Origin of the sequence: Paeniglutamicibacter quisquiliarum (assembly GCF_019084045.1) — a bacterium.
GTDB lineage: Bacteria > Actinomycetota > Actinomycetes > Actinomycetales > Micrococcaceae > Paeniglutamicibacter > Paeniglutamicibacter quisquiliarum.
The window spans coordinates 440,418-456,091 of the sequence record NZ_JAHRED010000003.1; the positions used below are offsets into that span (position 1 = coordinate 440,418).

12 protein-coding genes are annotated in these 15,674 nt (G+C 69.3%); 7 read left to right on the plus strand and 5 right to left on the minus strand.

Annotated features, from left to right (window positions below; translation table 11 throughout):
• Positions 1-66: 66 nt before the first annotated feature.
• Positions 67-951: a glucose-1-phosphate thymidylyltransferase RfbA gene (gene rfbA / locus KRR55_RS08665; protein ID WP_217388666.1), complete on the minus strand. Its 885-nt coding sequence runs from the start codon at positions 949-951 to the stop codon at positions 67-69.
• 57 nt (positions 952-1,008) lie between these two features.
• Here rfbA and rfbB point away from each other — a divergent pair, with 57 nt between their 5' ends.
• On the plus strand, positions 1,009-2,049 hold the full coding sequence (rfbB, locus tag KRR55_RS08670) for a dTDP-glucose 4,6-dehydratase (protein ID WP_217388667.1): 1,041 nt from the start codon (positions 1,009-1,011) through the stop codon (positions 2,047-2,049).
• Positions 2,046-3,446 (plus strand): sugar nucleotide-binding protein, encoded by a 1,401-nt coding sequence (locus tag KRR55_RS08675; protein ID WP_217388668.1) that lies wholly within the window; start codon positions 2,046-2,048, stop codon positions 3,444-3,446. The genes rfbB and KRR55_RS08675 overlap by 4 nt, the downstream gene beginning before the upstream one ends.
• Here KRR55_RS08675 and KRR55_RS08680 read toward each other — a convergent pair.
• From KRR55_RS08680 to KRR55_RS08690, 3 genes are read right to left on the minus strand one after another with little or no spacing between them, the layout of a single operon-like run.
• On the minus strand, positions 3,428-5,875 hold the full coding sequence (locus KRR55_RS08680) for a transglutaminase TgpA family protein (RefSeq protein ID WP_217388669.1): 2,448 nt from the start codon (positions 5,873-5,875) through the stop codon (positions 3,428-3,430). The genes KRR55_RS08675 and KRR55_RS08680 overlap by 19 nt on opposite strands.
• On the minus strand, positions 5,872-7,287 hold the full coding sequence (locus tag KRR55_RS08685) for a DUF58 domain-containing protein (RefSeq protein WP_217388670.1): 1,416 nt from the start codon (positions 7,285-7,287) through the stop codon (positions 5,872-5,874). The genes KRR55_RS08680 and KRR55_RS08685 overlap by 4 nt, the downstream gene beginning before the upstream one ends.
• Before the next feature lie 34 nt (positions 7,288-7,321).
• Positions 7,322-8,302, minus strand: coding sequence for an AAA family ATPase (locus tag KRR55_RS08690; protein ID WP_217388671.1), 981 nt, complete (start codon positions 8,300-8,302; stop codon positions 7,322-7,324).
• A gap of 182 nt (positions 8,303-8,484) precedes the next feature.
• On the opposite strand from KRR55_RS08690, the gene KRR55_RS08695 reads away from it, so the two are divergent.
• The 5 genes from KRR55_RS08695 to KRR55_RS08715 all read left to right on the plus strand — a co-directional run bounded on the left by KRR55_RS08695 (position 8,485) and on the right by KRR55_RS08715 (position 14,705).
• Positions 8,485-9,444 (plus strand): TatD family hydrolase, encoded by a 960-nt coding sequence (locus KRR55_RS08695; RefSeq protein ID WP_217388672.1) that lies wholly within the window; start codon positions 8,485-8,487, stop codon positions 9,442-9,444.
• Positions 9,445-9,765: 321 nt separating this feature from the next.
• On the plus strand, positions 9,766-10,875 hold the full coding sequence (locus KRR55_RS20300) for a transglycosylase family protein (protein ID WP_336245070.1): 1,110 nt from the start codon (positions 9,766-9,768) through the stop codon (positions 10,873-10,875).
• 183 nt (positions 10,876-11,058) lie between these two features.
• Positions 11,059-11,940, plus strand: coding sequence for a 16S rRNA (adenine(1518)-N(6)/adenine(1519)-N(6))-dimethyltransferase RsmA (gene rsmA, locus KRR55_RS08705; protein WP_217388674.1), 882 nt, complete (start codon positions 11,059-11,061; stop codon positions 11,938-11,940).
• Positions 11,937-12,878: a 4-(cytidine 5'-diphospho)-2-C-methyl-D-erythritol kinase gene (locus tag KRR55_RS08710; protein ID WP_217388675.1), complete on the plus strand. Its 942-nt coding sequence runs from the start codon at positions 11,937-11,939 to the stop codon at positions 12,876-12,878. The genes rsmA and KRR55_RS08710 overlap by 4 nt, the downstream gene beginning before the upstream one ends.
• Before the next feature lie 18 nt (positions 12,879-12,896).
• Positions 12,897-14,705 (plus strand): ABC-F family ATP-binding cassette domain-containing protein, encoded by a 1,809-nt coding sequence (locus tag KRR55_RS08715; RefSeq protein WP_217388676.1) that lies wholly within the window; start codon positions 12,897-12,899, stop codon positions 14,703-14,705.
• 119 nt (positions 14,706-14,824) lie between these two features.
• Here KRR55_RS08715 and KRR55_RS08720 read toward each other — a convergent pair whose 3' ends face one another.
• Positions 14,825-15,277, minus strand: a complete 453-nt coding sequence (locus KRR55_RS08720; protein ID WP_217388677.1) for a VanZ family protein — start codon at positions 15,275-15,277, stop codon at positions 14,825-14,827.
• Positions 15,278-15,674: the final 397 nt, after the last annotated feature.

A 15,674-nucleotide genomic window follows, 5' to 3' on the forward strand; every position in this document is an offset into this window, starting at 1 on the left:
GCGCCCCCTGCTCCGCCCGTCCCCCTCGAGGGGAGGCGCGGAGCAAGGGGCGCCGTGCGTTTTTCCCTAGTGGTAGGGGTCCTCGAAATCGTGCCCCAGCAGCGCATGCAGGTAGTCGCCGTAGCCGCTCTTGCCCAGCTTCGCCGCGCACGCCTCCAGCGCCTCATCGTCGATCAATCCGCGGCGCCAGGCAACTTCCTCGGGGACCCCGATCTTCAGCCCCTGCCGCGCCTCGATGGTGCGGATGAAGTTCGAGGCGTCGTTCAGCGAGTCGAAGGTCCCGGTGTCCAGCCAGGCGGTGCCGCGGGCCAGCACGTTCACCCGCAGCGAGCCCTCCTCGAGGTATTGCCGGTTGATGTCCGTGATTTCCAGCTCCCCGCGCGCCGAGGGTGCCAGCTCCCTGGCCCGTTCGATCACGGTGTTGTCGTAGAAATAGAGCCCGGGGACCGCATAGTGGCTCCTGGGGTTCGCCGGCTTTTCCTCCAGCGAAATCGCCTTCCCCTCCTTGCTGAATTCCACCACCCCGTAGGCTCCCGGGTCCTTGACCCAGTACCCGAAGATCGAGGCCCCGCCGTCGGCATGGAAATCGCCCAGCTGCGTGCCGAAGCCGGGCCCGTAGAAGATGTTGTCGCCCAACACCAGGGCCACCGGCCCGTCGCCGATGTGCTCCGCCCCGATGAGGAAGGCCTGCGCCAGCCCGTCTGGCGACTCCTGGACGGCGTAGTCGATCCGGATCCCGAACTGCGACCCGTCGCCCAGCAGCCCGCGGAACTGGTGTGCGTCGGCAGGTGTGGTGATGACCAGGATTTCGGTGATGCCCGCGAGCATCAGCGTGCTCAGCGGGTAGTAGATCATGGGCTTGTCGTAAACAGGCACGAGCTGTTTTGAAATCCCATGTGTGATTGGATGCAGGCGCGATCCGGTTCCCCCAGCAAGTATGATCCCCTTCATGGGGCCCATAGTAGGCACATCTAGCCGTGGTTGGGGAGGGGCGCTAGCCTTGCAACCATGAAAAGAATCCTGGTAACCGGGGGTGCGGGATTCATTGGGGCCAACTTCGTGCGCTACTTGATCGAGCACTCCGACGCTGGAATAACCGTCCTCGACGCCTTGACCTATGCGGGCAACCTCCAATCGCTGCACGGGCTGGACAGGTCCCGGCTGCACGTGGTGGTCGGGGACATCACCGATGCGCCACTGGTCGACGGGCTGGTGGCGGACGCGGACGCGGTGGTGCACTTTGCCGCCGAGTCGCACAACGACAATTCGCTTTTCGACCCCCGGCCGTTTTTGGACACCAACGTCGTGGGCACCTACACGTTGCTGGAGGCGGTGCGGCGGCACGAGGTGCGCTTCCACCACATTTCCACCGACGAGGTCTACGGGGACCTGGAACTCGACGACCCTGCCCGCTTCACCGAGACCACCCCCTACAACCCCTCCAGCCCGTATTCCTCCACCAAGGCGGCATCGGACATGCTGGTGCGGGCGTGGGGGCGCTCCTTCGGGGTCCGCGCCACCATCAGCAATTGCTCCAACAACTACGGCCCGTACCAGCACGTGGAGAAGTTCATCCCGCGGCAGATCACCAACATCCTGCACGGGGTGCGGCCCAAGCTCTACGGCACCGGGGCCAATGTCCGCGACTGGATCCACGTCGAGGACCACTCCTCGGCCGTGTGGGAAATCGTCAACCGCGGAACCCCGGGCAAGACCTACCTCATCGGCGCCGACGGGGAGAAGAACAACCGCGAGGTGCTCGAGCTGATCCTGGGCCTCATGGGCCAGGACGCCGCGGCCTTCGACCACGTCACCGACCGGCCGGGCCACGACCTGCGCTACGGGATCGACTCCACGATGCTGCGCGAGGAACTCGGCTGGAGCCCGGCACACCGGGACCTGGCCGCCGGACTGGCGCAAACCATCGACTGGTACCGGCAGAACCCCTGGTGGTGGGAGGGGGCCAAGGCCGGGACCGAGGACCGCTACGTGCAACAGGCCGCGGCCCGGGGCACCGAGGACGCCGGAACCGCAGGAGGCGGGGCATGAGCGGACCCGTGGTGCAGCAGACCGGGATCCCGGGGCTGCTGCTCATCCAGCTGCCCGTCCACGAGGACGCGCGCGGCTGGTTCAAGGAGAACTGGCAGCGCGAAAAAATGGTGGCCGCAGGGCTGCCGGATTTCCGGCCCGTGCAAAACAACGTCTCCTTCAACCGCAACCCCGGCACCACCCGCGGCATCCACGCCGAGCCGTGGGACAAGTACGTGGCGGTCGTGGGCGGGGCGGTCTTCGGCGCCTGGGTCGACCTGCGCGCCGGGGAGGGCTTCGGGGCGAGCTTCAGCACCAGGCTGGGCCCGGGGCAGGCCGTCTTCGTCCCGCGCGGGGTAGGCAACGGCTTCCAGACCCTGGAACCCGACACCGGATACAGCTACCTGGTCACCGAGCACTGGAGCGCGGCCGCCGCCGCCAAGTACACCTTCCTGAACCTCGCCGACTCGCGGGCCGACATCCCCTGGCCCATCCCGCTGGAGCGGGCCACCGTCTCGGAGGCCGACAGGACGCACCCGCACCTGGAGGCGGTGGTGCCCGTGGTGCCGCCCAGGACGCTGGTGCTGGGGGCCAACGGGCAGGTGGGTCGGGCCCTGGCCGCGCTGGCGCCGCCCGGCGGCGGATTCGACTTCCGGACGCGGGCGCAGCTGGACATCGCGGATCCGGCACAGCTGGCAGCCGTGGACTTCTCCGCCTATGCAACGGTCATCAACGCCGCGGCCTACACGAAGGTGGACGAGGCACAGACGCCAGCGGGCCGCCGCGAGGCGTGGGCCACCAACGTCACCGCCCTGGCCGCCCTGGCCGCGGCGTGCACCGCACACAACCTCACCCTGGTGCACCTCTCCAGCGACTACGTCTTCGACGGCGAACGCACCGTGCACCCCGAGGACGAGACCCCCAGCCCGCTGGGGGTCTACGGGCAGACCAAGGCCGCCGGGGACGCCATCGTGGCGGGCGTGCCCAGGCACTACCTCGTGCGCACCAGCTGGGTGGTGGGGGACGGAAAAAACTTCGTGGCCACCATGGCCCGACTGGCCTCCGGCGGGGTGGACCCGGTGGTCGTCGATGACCAGGTCGGGCGCCTGGGGTTCGCCACGGACCTGGCGGCCGGCATCCTGCACCTGCTGGAGACCGGGGCTCCGGCAGGCACCTACAACCTGAGCAACGCAGGTGAGCCGGCTTCCTGGGCGCGCCTGGCCGCCGAGGTCTTCACCGTGCTGGGCCAGGACCCGGGCCGGATCACCCCGACCTCCACCGCCGCCTACTACGGCTCCCGGCCCGGCATTGCCCCGCGTCCCGCGAACAGCACCCTTGACCTGGCCAAGATCGGCGCCACCGGGTTCACGCCGAGGGACCAGTTCGAGGCCCTGGCCGACTACCTGGCCGAGGCGTAGCCCGCCGGTTCCAGCGGGCGCGGGGCGAAGAGCGAACGGGGCCACAGGCCGCGCCCCAGGCGCTCGCCGGCCCCCATCGAGGCGGCCAGGGCCCGCCTCGCGTCCGCCAGCGCGGCCTCCAAGGCCGCCGGGTCGGGGCCGGGCCTCGGGCGCGCGTAGCGTTGGAGCTCGTAGGCGCCGGCCAGCAAGGCCAGGGGGTCGGTGGCCGCGGGGAAGGTGCGTGCCAGGCGCCGGGCATAGTCCCCGGCCGACTCGTCAAGGCGCATGGGCCAGGAGTAGTCAATGCCCAGGGCCACGAGTTCCGCCCAGGCCGCCGCGGGCCCGGTTTCCTTCCCGCTGCGAACCTCCGCGTGCCCGTGCCGGCGCATGCGTGCCAGGCGGTTGGTGCGCTGGATCCGGCGCAGCGCCCACGGCACGGTCCCCGCCAGCAACACGACCAGCGCGATGCGCGCCACGTCCGGGGCCGGGGTCCCGGTGCCGGGTCCGCCGCCCGGTGCCGCGGCGGGTGCGTCGGAGGATGCCTCGGCGAAGGCGGTATTCGACGCGGAATTGGCCGGGTTGGTCGGGTTCGACTCCAGGGCGGAGCCGGCGCTGGGTGCGGGCAACGCCGGCGCATAGGCCGGCGGGACCCCGCGCCCGGGGGTCGGCTCGAACGCAATCCACCCGGCCCCGGGGAAGTAGAGCTCCGGCCAGGCATGGGCGTTGCGCGAGCTGACGGTGAATTCGCCCAGTTCCGTGCCGTCCTGCCCGGTGATCGACACCCCGGTGGGAGTGCCGGGGGCGTAGCCGGTGACCAGCCGGCTGGGGATGCCCAGCTCGCGGGACATCAGGGCCATGGTGGAGGCGAAGTGCACGCAGTAGCCTGCCTTTTCCTCCAGGAATGCGTCGATGACGTCCATGCCGCTGCCGTCGTAGCCGTCCTGGACCGGGGTCTGCTCCGAGTACGTGAAGGCCGCCGAACGCAGGTAGTCCTGGATGGCGACGGCCTGGTCATACGGGTCCGCCCCGGCATTTTCCGTCGCCGCCTCCGTGGCCCGCGCCAGGGACCGGGGCACGTCCCCGGGCAGCTGCAGGTATTGCGGGTCCACCTCCGCGAAGAAGCCGCGCGGGATCGAGGAGGACAGGTCCGCCAGCATCCGCGCGCTGATCTTCGGGTTCACGCTCATCACGGAGTAGTCCGCGGCCTGGGGCTCCTGGTCCTCGGCGGCCAGCAGGGTGCCGGTGTCGGGGCTCCACCCCCAGTTTCCGCCCAGGCCGTTGAGCGTGATCGCGTTCCCCGGCAGCGGCATCCAGGCGCCGCGGTACCTGTCGGTGAGAACCCGGGTGAAGACGGGTTGCGCCGACTCGAAGGCACTCGGGAAGGCGCGGGTCACCAGGTTCTCGGTGGCCGGGACCCGGTAGGCGTCCGGGTCCGGCAGCCAGCGGTCGGCCGCCAGCTGGCCGATCACCGAGGTGCGCAGGTAGGTGGGGGAATCCGAGTCGGTGAAGTAGCGCAGCACGGTGCCGGAGGAACGGCTGCGCAGGTCGTTGCCCAGCGAGACCAGGGGGTCGATGTTGGTCGCGAGCCTACCCCAGGACGGACGGGTGCCCTCGGTGAGCATGCCCTTGGAGAACCCGGGGATGGCCGCGGGCAGCACCAGCAGCGTGATCAGCGCACCGGCGACCAGGGCGCCGCCCTGCAGCAGCGCCCCGCGAGCCTGCGGCGCGGGGGAGGGCCGCACCGAGGATTCCCCTTGCGGGGCCGCAAGCTCGACGGCACGGCGCTTGCCGGTGCGGGCACCTGCCGAAAGCCACCGGGATGCGGCCAAGATCAACAGGTAGCCCACCGCGGTGACGCACACCGTGGCGATGCCGGCCCCGTGCGGCTCGAAGAGCGAGGCGATGGACAGCAACAGCGCCAGCGGGATGCCGGAAAGTGCGGCGGCGTTGATCTCGAAGGCCAGGGTGTCCACGGCCAGCGCCACCGCGGCGGCCCAGACACAGATGGAGAACACGATGACCCCGGTGGTCTGCACCGGCGGCACCTGGGAGCCCATTTCCTCGTTGGCCAGCGCCCAGACCTTCAGCAGGGCGCGGTAGGTCGATCCGGTGGGAATCACGCCCAGCCAGGCGGTGTTGGAGAAAAACAGCAAGGTCAGCGACATGACCGCCACCGCTGCCCCCGCAAGCGTAGCCAGGTAGCGGCGGGTGGTGAGGCACCGCACCAGGTTGGTGGCAAGCACGATGCACGCCACGACCACGAACACCTGGAGCATCCACCCCCAGCCGCTGATGACCCCGTGCAGTGCGGCGGTGGCCCCGAGCATCGCCACGAGCGTGGCCAGCGCCGCGAAGGCGGCCGCCGGGATCCCGGAAGCGGGTCTCCGGGGTGCCGCGGCGGGGCGCGCCGGTTCCGGGGTGCGGGTCCGGGGCAGGGTCGCTGTGCTCATGTCTGCCGCCCCAATTCGCCCCAGGCCTCGGTGAGTGTGGTTTTCGGGTTCACCGCGACGGCGGACCAGCCGGCCTGCCGGAAGCGGGAGATCACCGGGTGCAGGTGAGCCTCGCGATTCGCCACGCACAGCACCGTCACCCTGCTGCGCGCGCCGACGACCTCGAGCCAGGCGTCTGCCTGCTCCTCGGTGGGCTCGCCAAGGATCAGCACCAGCCTGTCGCCGTGCTCGCGCATGCGTTCCTTCAAGGCCGCGGCGAGCGTGGCCCTGGCCGTGTCCTGGCGGACCGCCCCGGCGTCCTCGAGGCCCAGGGCCGCAAGTGCCTGTTGCATCCGGGCAGTGGCGTGGGGCCCGGCAAAAAGCTCCCCTGCTTCCTCGGTGCCCGAGGCGGAGACGTCGTTGACCCCCTGGCCGCGGTGGTCGATCAGGTCGATGCCGAACCCCGTCTGCGCCAGGTAGGCGCCGACGCCGAGCGCCGCGTGCAGCGCCCACTCGAATCTCCGGCTGGAGTCCTTGGGGGCGGAGGTGAATTGCGGGATCGACAGGGTCGGCTCGGCGCCCACGCCCTGGGCCAGGAAGGCCGCGCGGGAGCGGTCAAGCATGATCACCGCCCGCGGGGTGGCCCGGTAGTCCTCCTGGCGCACCATCAACGAGCCGCGCCTGGCGGTGGCGGGCCAGTGGATGCGCCGCACGGTGTCCCCGGGACGGTACTCGCGGGTCATCACCTCGAAGGAATCGGGGGTCAGCCGGCGGTTGGAGGCGGCCTGCCCATGGGAGCCGTGTTCGCCGGGGATGCCGGTGGGCTCGAGCGCCTCGCACACCGGCAGGGCAATCAGGGCGCTGGGCGCATCGAGGGCGGCGGGGCGGGCGGCGAGCCCGAAGACGTCGGCCACCTGCGCCCGCACCGGTCCGACGGCATAGATGCCGCGGGTGGCGGGCCGCAACCGGTATTCGTACCAGCTGCCGGAGCCCTGCACCGCATTGCGTGAGGGATAGCTGAACCCCGGGCCCGTGCCGAAGTCCTCGGGCAGGGTGTCGGTGAGCGGAATCGAGGCGCCGGCCCGCCCGGTGTGGGTGATGTGCAGCCGCACCCGCACCGGGGAATCGGTGGTTGCCTGCGGCGGGTTGAAGGTGCGGGCCACGTTTAGCGCGGGGTTGCCGAAGCGCAGCAGGAAGGCTGCCAGCAGCGGGGTGAGCAGCAGGAACAGGGACACGGCCAGCAGCTCGCGCCGCCCCAGCATGAACGCGAGCAGCAGGGCGATGGCGCCGGAGGCGAAAAGGCCCCAGCCGCGCGCGGTGAGGAATCCGAGGTGGACCTTTTCGCGCAGCGTCGCCGGCCGTTGGGCTATGGCAAAGCGGCCGTGGGAAGGGGATTCGCGGAACTCGCCGGGTTCCGCGGAGTTGGTGCTCATGCGTGCCTCATGCGTGTCTCTGTCGCGCCCGCTGCTAGCCGCGGGCCCCGGCGCGCACCGGTATCGCGTTGAGGATGGCCACGAGGATGGATTCGGGGTTGGCGCCGGCGGCCTCGGCCCGGCGGTGCAGGATCAGGCGGTGTCCGAGCACCTTGGAGGCGATGTTGCGCACGTCCTCGGGCAGCACGTAGTCGCGGGCGTTGAGCGCCGCCTCGGCCTTGGCCGCCCGCAGCAGCTGCAGCAGGGAACGCGGGGAGGCGCCCAGCCGGATGTCCGAATGCTCCCGGGTCGCCCGGCCCAGGGCCACGACGTATTCCTTCACGGGCTCGGAGACGTAGACGGCCGCGACGGTGTTGATCAGCGTGTGCAGGGCCTCCAGGTCCAGCACCGGGCGCAGGTCATCCAGCGGCGAGGTTGACTGGTGGGTTTCGAGCATCGCCATCTCCGCGGCGGCATCCGGGTAGCCCATGGAGATCTTGGCCATGAACCTGTCGCGCTGCGCCTCGGGCAGCGGGAAGGTGCCCTCGAGCTCGATGGGGTTCTGCGTGGCGATCACCATGAAGGGGGTCTCCAGCCGGTGGGTGATCCCGTCGACGGTGACCTGTCCCTCCTCCATGCATTCGAGCAGGGCCGACTGGGTCTTGGCGTTGGCCCGGTTGATCTCGTCGCCGATGACGATGTGCGCGAAGACCGGGCCGGGCCGGAACTGGAACTCGTGGGTGTTCTGGTTGAAGATCGACACCCCCGTCACATCCGAGGGCAACAGGTCCGGGGTGAACTGGATGCGGTGCACCGTGCAGTCAACCGACTTGGCCAGGGTCTTGGCCAGCATGGTCTTGCCGACCCCCGGCACGTCCTCCAGCAACAGGTGCCCCTGGGCAAGCAGCACTGTCAGGGCGGTGCGTGCCACCTCCGCCTTGCCGTCGATCACGGTGGCAATCCCGGCCAGCACTTCTTCGCAGACCCGGCCGAATTCGTCGGCGGGAAGAACCTGGGACTCGGTGGAAAGCGACATGCAACGTCCTCCTGGAGCGCATCCGATTGGCGGGCGGTCAAAGCCCTTCATCCCCACGATACCGCCAATGCTGTGCCCTGCATCACGCAAATGCCGCCGAGTCGCCCATCCGCGTACGCTGGATGGGCGAGTGCTCATTGCCCCGGGAGGCCGGGGCACGTATTGAAGGGGACGTGGCATCCATGTCAACGGCAAACCAGCAAGTGGAAAACTCACGGACCCGGGGGGTGCCCGATGCCTACCTGCCGGCCCCGGCGGCGGGCGGATCGGGAGCGCCGGCCCGGAGCGCCCAGGACGAGCAGGGCAAGAAGCGCGACCTCTCCTACCCTCCCGCCCCGGCACCGTTGCCCTTTGGCGTGCCGGACAACCACACGCACCTGGATTTCCGTGACGGCTCGATCCATGTCACCGTCGCCCAGGCGCTGGATGCGGCAAATGCCGTGGGGGTGCCAGGGGTCATTCAGGTCGGTTGCGACGTGGAGTCCTCCGAATTTGCCGTGCGCGCCGCCGCCGGGGACCCGCGGGTGCTGGCCGCCGTGGCCATCCACCCCAACGACGCCGCACGCCTGGCCGCGACCGGGGACCTGGAGGGCGCGATAGCCCGGATCGAGGAGCTGGCCGCCCATGAGCGCGTGCGTGCCGTGGGCGAAACCGGACTTGACTATTTCCGCACCGGCGAGGCGGGCCGGCCGGCCCAGGAGCACTCCTTCCGCGAGCACATCCGCATCGCCCGCGAGCACTCCAAGGCCCTGCAAATCCACGATCGTGACGCACATCTCGATGTGGTGCGCGTCCTGGGAAGCGAGGAACTCCCCGAGCGCGTGGTCTTCCACTGTTTTTCCGGGGACGCGGAACTGGCGGAGATCTGCAACGCCAACGGCTGGTACCTCTCCTTCTCCGGCACCGTGACATTCAAGAACTCGCATGACCTGCGTGATGCATTGTCGGTGGCCAACCCCGAATTGGTGCTGGTGGAGACCGACGCCCCGTTCCTCACGCCGCACCCCTACAGGGGCCGCCCGAACGCCAGTTACCTGATCCCGCAAACGGTGCGCTTCATGGCCGAAACCATGGGCGTCGACCTGGAGGAGTACTGCCGGACCCTGGCCGCAAACACGCGGCGTGTCTACGGGGACTTCTAGCCCATTTCGTGCACAAGGCAAGCACGAAGTGCTTGCGGCCTTATTACGATTCGGTTACGGTTGGTTTTTAGTAGCCGGGATCGGGGAAGGTTCCCGGGTGCATTTGATTCTGCCTGCGGCGGGGAAACCCGCGCCGGGCGCGACATCGACAGATGACAAGAATTGGATTGTGCTCGCACCAATCAATGGGCACACGGCGGGCTGCGTCCGGGTTTTTCCGGGGGGCAACCGTTCACCCGCCGTGTTCGCATCGATCTGCCCCCGTGCCCGGGTTGAACCTAAGTTTGGAATCCTGTGCAGAATGCCCTTAAGAATCGTTGGGTGAAGATCGGCGCGCAAGCAGCCGTTTTGACCGCGTTGATCCTCGGTCTTGTCATGTTCGTCGGCGGCAGCAAGACCCTTGCGGTGGCCGTCGATGGCGAAAGCCAGAGCATCACCACTCGCGCCGCCACCGTGGCCGATGTCTTGGAGGACTCATCGATCACACTCGATGAGCGCGATGTCATCACCCCGGCACTGGACGCACCGGTTGCCGACGGAGCCGTCATCGACATCAAGCGCCACAAGGAAGTCAACGTGAGCATCGATGGCGTGGACCGCGTCGTGCACACCACCGGACTGACCGTGGCAGACGTCGTGGACCAACTCAACCTTTCCGAAAAGGCGCAGATCGAGCAGGGCCGGGCACTGTCCCTCGCCGCGCTGGTCACCCCGATCGACATTTCCACTCCCAAGGACGTGTCCATCAAGGCCGATGGCAAGACCAAGAAGCTGAACACCACCGCCGAGACCGTCGGCGCCGCGCTCAAGGAAGCGAAGCTCTCCCTGGGCAAGGACGACGAGCTCAATGCGAACGAATCCGACGCGATCACCCAGGACATGGAACTGAAGATCGTCCGCGTGAAGACCAAGACCGTCACCGAGACCGAGGTCATCGACCACGGCACCGACACCGTCAAGGATTCCGACGCGCTGGTCGGCACCAAGAAGACCCTGGAAGAGGGCAAGGACGGCGAACGCACCCTCACCTACACCGTGACGCTGCGCGACGGCAAGGAATCCAAGCGCGAACTCGCCAGCAACAAGATCACCACCAAGGCCGTCGACGCCGAGATCTCCGTGGGCACCAAGCCCAAGCCCAAGCCGAAGGCGGAGCCGAAGGCCCCGGCGACCTCCGGCAGCGTCTCGAGCACCTGGGCCGCCCTGGCCAAGTGCGAGTCCGGCGGAAACTGGTCGATCAACACCGGCAACGGCTACTACGGCGGACTGCAGTTCTCCGCCAGCAGCTGGCTCGGTGCCGGCGGCGGCAAGTACGCTCCGCTGCCGCACCTGGCTTCGGCCTCCGAGCAGGTTGCCACGGCCGAGGTGCTGCGCCGCAGCGGCGGCTGGGGCCACTGGCCGGCATGCTCCAGCAAGCTGGGCCTGCGCTAGGCTCCTCCCGGGCCCACCGGCCCGACGCACCATCGCACAGGTGCACCTGATGTCACGATGAACCATGGGTTCCGCCTTCTACAGGGCGGGACCCATTGTTCATGGCGGCAATTTCCCGCCGTGGCCCCGCCGCAGACGACGCCCCGGTCGGCGGGCCGCGGGCCCCTGAACTAGGATTGAGACGTGACTTCCGTAGAATCGACCCCGCCACCACTGCTCGGCGCCACCGAGATCCGCCGCCTTGCCGGTGAACTCGACGTGCGCCCCACCAAGACCCTGGGGCAGAACTTCGTCATCGACGGAAACACCATCCGGCGCATCGTGGCCACCGCCAAGCTTGATCCGGCCGAGACCGTGCTCGAGGTCGGGCCGGGCCTCGGCTCGCTGACCCTGGGCCTGCTCGATGCCGCCGCCCGCGTCGTGGCGGTTGAAATCGACCCGAAGCTCGCCGCCCGGCTGCCGCAGACCGTCGCCGAAATGCGCCCGGAAAAGGCGCAGAACCTCACCGTCGTCCTTTCCGACGCGATGAAGGTCACCGAGCTGGAGCACCCGCCAACCGCCCTGGTGGCGAACCTGCCGTACAACGTGGCGGTGCCCGTGGTGCTGCACCTGCTCGAGCACTTCCCCTCGCTGCGCCACGGCCTGGTCATGGTCCAGGACGAGGTGGCCGACCGCATGGCCGCCGGCCCGGGCAACAAGACCTACGGGGTGCCCTCGGTCAAGGGCGCCTGGTACGGCACCATGCGCAAGGCAGGTGTCATCGGCATGAATGTCTTCTGGCCCGCGCCCAAGATCAACTCCGGGCTGGTCAGCTTCGAACGCGGCACGCCGCCGGAAACCACCGCCACCCGGCGCGAGGTCTTCGCCGTCATCGATGCGGCCTTCGCCCAGCGCCGTAAGACGCTGCGGGCCGCCCTGGCCGGCTGGGCCGGATCCCCGGCGCTGGCCGAGGAGGCCCTGCTGGCAGCGGGCATCGACCCGCAGGCCCGCGGGGAAAAGCTCGGCATCGCCGAATTCGCCGCGATCGCCGAGGCAAAGGTCGCGCACGAGCCGGCAGCCCCATGACCCATGCCGTCGTTGCCCGGGCCCCGGGCAAGATCAACTGCTACTTCAGGGTCGGCCCGCCCCGCGAAGACGGCTACCACTCGGTGGCCAGCCTTTACCTGGCCGTCTCGCTCTACGAGGACGTCTCGGCCACGGCCCGGGAGGACCAGGAAATCCAGGTCTTCCTGCACCCGGATTCCACCGCTGTCTCGGACCCCGAGTCCTTCCCGCTGGGCCCGGAAAACCTGGTGGTCCAGGCGGCAACCCTGCTGCGCGAACACACCGGCCACTACGCCGGGGTCGATTTGTGCATCACCAAGCGCGTGCCGATCGCCGGGGGAATGGGCGGGGGATCGGCGGACGCCGCTGCCGCGCTCGTGGCCTGCAACGCCCTGTGGGGCACCGGGCTGAACCGCGAGGAACTGGCCCGCCTGGGCGCCCGCCTGGGCGCCGACGTGCCCTTCGCCCTGCAGGGCGGCGCCGCCGTCGGCCTGGGCGTGGGCGACGAGCTGGCGCCGCTGCTGCTGCGCACCCGCACCGACTGGGTGCTGGTCCCCGCCTCCTACGGCCTGTCCACCCCGCGGGTCTACGGCATGCTCGACCGGCTCCGGGCCAACGAACACGTCGAAACCCCCACCGAGGTCGACCCGCGCATGGTCGGGGCGCTGCTGGACGGCGACCTTGACGCGCTGGCCCCCCTGCTGGTCAACGACATGACCCGTGCCGCCCTGGCGCTGGCCCCCGAACTGGGCGTGGTGCGCGACGTGGGCGAGGCGGCCGGTGCGCTGCACGCGCTGGTCTCCGGCTCCGGCCCCACCCTGGCACTGCTCGCCCGCGACCAGGCGCACGGCGCGGAAATCATCACCCAGCTCTCCGACGAAGCGGGCGTTGCAACCCTGCAGGTCCACGGCCCGGTCCCCGGCGCCGGCATCCTGCCCACCGTCATTCACACCCCTTAACCAAAGGAGCACCACACCGTGGCCCACCTGCTCGGCGCCGAGAACGTTTCCATGTCCTTCGGCACCCGTACCGTCCTTGACTCGTTGTCCCTGGGGCTCGAGGACGGGGACCGCATCGGCATGGTCGGGCGCAACGGCGACGGCAAGTCCACGCTGATGCGGCTGCTGGCCGGACGCATGAGCCCGGACGAGGGCCGGGTGACCAAGCGCGGGGACGTCCGGGTGGCCTACCTGGACCAGTCCGACGTGCTTGACGGGGACCTCTCCGTGGGCGCGGCCATCGTCGGGGAGGCCGCCGACCACGAATGGGCCTCCAACCCGCTGGTGCGCGAGGTCATGGGCGGGCTCGTCGGCGAGGTCGACTGGCACGCCGAGGTCAACTCGCTCTCCGGCGGGCAGAAGCGCCGCGTCGCCCTGGCCAAGCTGTTGATCGGCGAGCACGAGGTCATCATGCTCGACGAGCCCACCAACCACCTCGACGTCGAGGGGGTCGCCTGGCTGGCGGCGCACCTGAAGAACCGCTGGCGCGCGAACGCCAACGGCCTGCTCGTGGTCACCCACGACCGCTGGTTCCTCGACGAAATCTGCACGCGCACCTGGGAAGTGCACGACGGCACCGTGGACCCGTTCGACGGCGGCTACGCCGCCTACGTGCTGGCCCGGGCCGAGCGCGACCGCACCGCCTCCGTGGTGGAGAACAAGCGCCAGCAACTGGTCAAGAAGGAACTGGCCTGGCTGCGCCGCGGAGCCCCGGCCCGCACCGCCAAGCCCAAGTTCCGCATCGAGGCCGCCAACACCCTCATCGCCGACGTGCCGGCGGCCCGCGACACCGTGGAACTGAACAAGATGGCCACCGCCCGCCTGGGCAAGGACGTGCTCGACCTCGAACACGTGACCCTGGACTTCGGCACGCCCAAGCCCTTGTTCAACAACATCACCTTCCGCCTGGCCCCCGGCGAACGCGTGGGCATCGTGGGCGTCAACGGCGCGGGCAAGTCCACGCTGCTGCGCCTGCTCAACGGCCAGATCGAGCCCACGTCCGGGGTGATCAAGCGCGGCAAGACCGTGAAGACCGCGATCCTCACCCAGGAGGTCAAGGAGCTCGACGAGGTCGCCAACATGCGCCTGATCGAGGTCATCAAGGCCGAACGGATGTCCTTCGAGGTCGGCGGCAAGGAGGTCTCGGCCGGGCAGCTCGCCGAGCAGCTGGGCTTCGGCACCGACAAGCAGTGGACCACGGTGAAGGAGCTCTCCGGCGGTGAGCGCCGCCGCCTGCAGCTGCTCCGCCTGCTCATCGGCGAGCCGAACGTGCTCATGCTCGACGAACCCACCAACGACCTGGACACCGACACCCTGGCCGCCATCGAGGACATGCTCGACGGCTGGCCCGGAACCCTCGTGGTGGTCTCCCACGACCGCTACCTGCTCGAACGCGTCACCGACCACCAGGTCGCACTGCTGGGCGACGGCAAGCTGCGCGGTCTGCCCGGCGGCGTCGACCAATACCTGGAGCTGCGTGCCGGTGCCCAGAGCGGCGGCAACACCGGTGCGCCCACCGACAAATCCGGCCCCGCCGCGGCACCCGAGTCCACGGGCCCCAGCGAGGCGGAGAAGCGCGAGGCCCGCAAGGAACTGAACCGCATCGAGCGCCAGATGGGCAAGCTTGAAACGCTGGTCGCCAAGCTCCACGCCCAGATGGCGGTGGCTTCCGAGGCCATGAAGTTCGACGAGGTCTCCACGCTCAATGCCACCCTGCGCGGCGTCGAGCTTGAAAAGGAAGACCTTGAAATGGCCTGGCTTGAGGCCGCGGAAACCGTAGGCGAATAGCCTCGGATTTGCCCCGCCACCGCCCGCTGCCGGCCGCGAACCTGCCATAAGTGCCGCGGACGCTGGCGCACCCGCGCCGGCGGGGCCAGGCACAAACCGGGCGAACCATCCACTGGGTGCTACATCGACTGGATGGTTCCCCGGGTGCGCCGCGCCCTGGCCAGCACGGCGGCCTGCGTCAGCAGCACACCGGATGCCGCGCCCAGGGCGTTGCAGATAACGTCGCGTACGGAACCCACTCGGCCATCGAGCAGGAAGTGCTGAACCACTTCGATGCCGATTGAAAGCGCCACGGCGCAAAACCACCCGGCAATCGGGCTCCGAGGGGCAAAGGCCAGCGGCAGCAGCAGGCCCAGGGGAACGAAGAACAGGACATTGGCGGCGGCCTCGACGTGCCCGAAACGCACGCCTTGCAACATGCCTCGGCCCTGGAATGCCCCAAGGAGCCCGCCCACGGTTTCCGGCAGGCGCATGTCCCCGAGGCGGAGCATGAACGCCACCATGAAGACGATCGCCAGATAGGCGGCAACCGCCGTGGCGGCTCGGCGCCGGACATTCGATCGCGATGTCATCGTTCGCTCCGGGGGATGCCCGGCGGGATACGGCGGCCCGCTGCCGGTGATTCCCTGCGGGTCGAGCGCGTGAAGCAATCTTCACCGGTCACGGTCCGGGCGCACCCGGAACATGACGATCCTGTCTGCGTCCATGGCATTGCCCCACACATCCCTCTGCCACGCCGGTCGAATGGCCCGTTTGGTCAACTGTGCACGAGCCCGCCGGGCGTTGGCAAGCATCCGCGCCAACCAATCGAGGCGCGTATCGGTCGGGTCGACAGGGCGTCCGGAACGACCCGGAGCCGGTGCCGCCGGTACTCTTCGGCTGCTACCCCTTGTGCAACGGGGGACCGCGCGGGAGACTTTGAACTGAAGGAAACGGACGGTGAAGCAGCGACTACCTCGGATCGAGTCG

Excerpts from the sequence above, each read along its gene's own strand:
- rfbA (WP_217388666.1), bottom strand. The coding sequence starts at position 951 with ATGAAGGGGATCATACTTGCTGGGGGAACCGGATCGCGCCTGCATCCA.
- rfbB (WP_217388667.1), top strand. The coding sequence starts at position 1,009 with ATGAAAAGAATCCTGGTAACCGGGGGTGCGGGATTCATTGGGGCCAAC.
- KRR55_RS08675 (WP_217388668.1), top strand. The coding sequence starts at position 2,046 with ATGAGCGGACCCGTGGTGCAGCAGACCGGGATCCCGGGGCTGCTGCTC.
- KRR55_RS08680 (WP_217388669.1), bottom strand. The coding sequence starts at position 5,875 with ATGAGCACAGCGACCCTGCCCCGGACCCGCACCCCGGAACCGGCGCGC.
- KRR55_RS08685 (WP_217388670.1), bottom strand. The coding sequence starts at position 7,287 with ATGAGCACCAACTCCGCGGAACCCGGCGAGTTCCGCGAATCCCCTTCC.
- KRR55_RS08690 (WP_217388671.1), bottom strand. The coding sequence starts at position 8,302 with ATGTCGCTTTCCACCGAGTCCCAGGTTCTTCCCGCCGACGAATTCGGC.
- KRR55_RS08695 (WP_217388672.1), top strand. The coding sequence starts at position 8,485 with ATGTCAACGGCAAACCAGCAAGTGGAAAACTCACGGACCCGGGGGGTG.
- KRR55_RS08710 (WP_217388675.1), top strand. The coding sequence starts at position 11,937 with ATGACCCATGCCGTCGTTGCCCGGGCCCCGGGCAAGATCAACTGCTAC.
- KRR55_RS08720 (WP_217388677.1), bottom strand. The coding sequence starts at position 15,277 with ATGACATCGCGATCGAATGTCCGGCGCCGAGCCGCCACGGCGGTTGCC.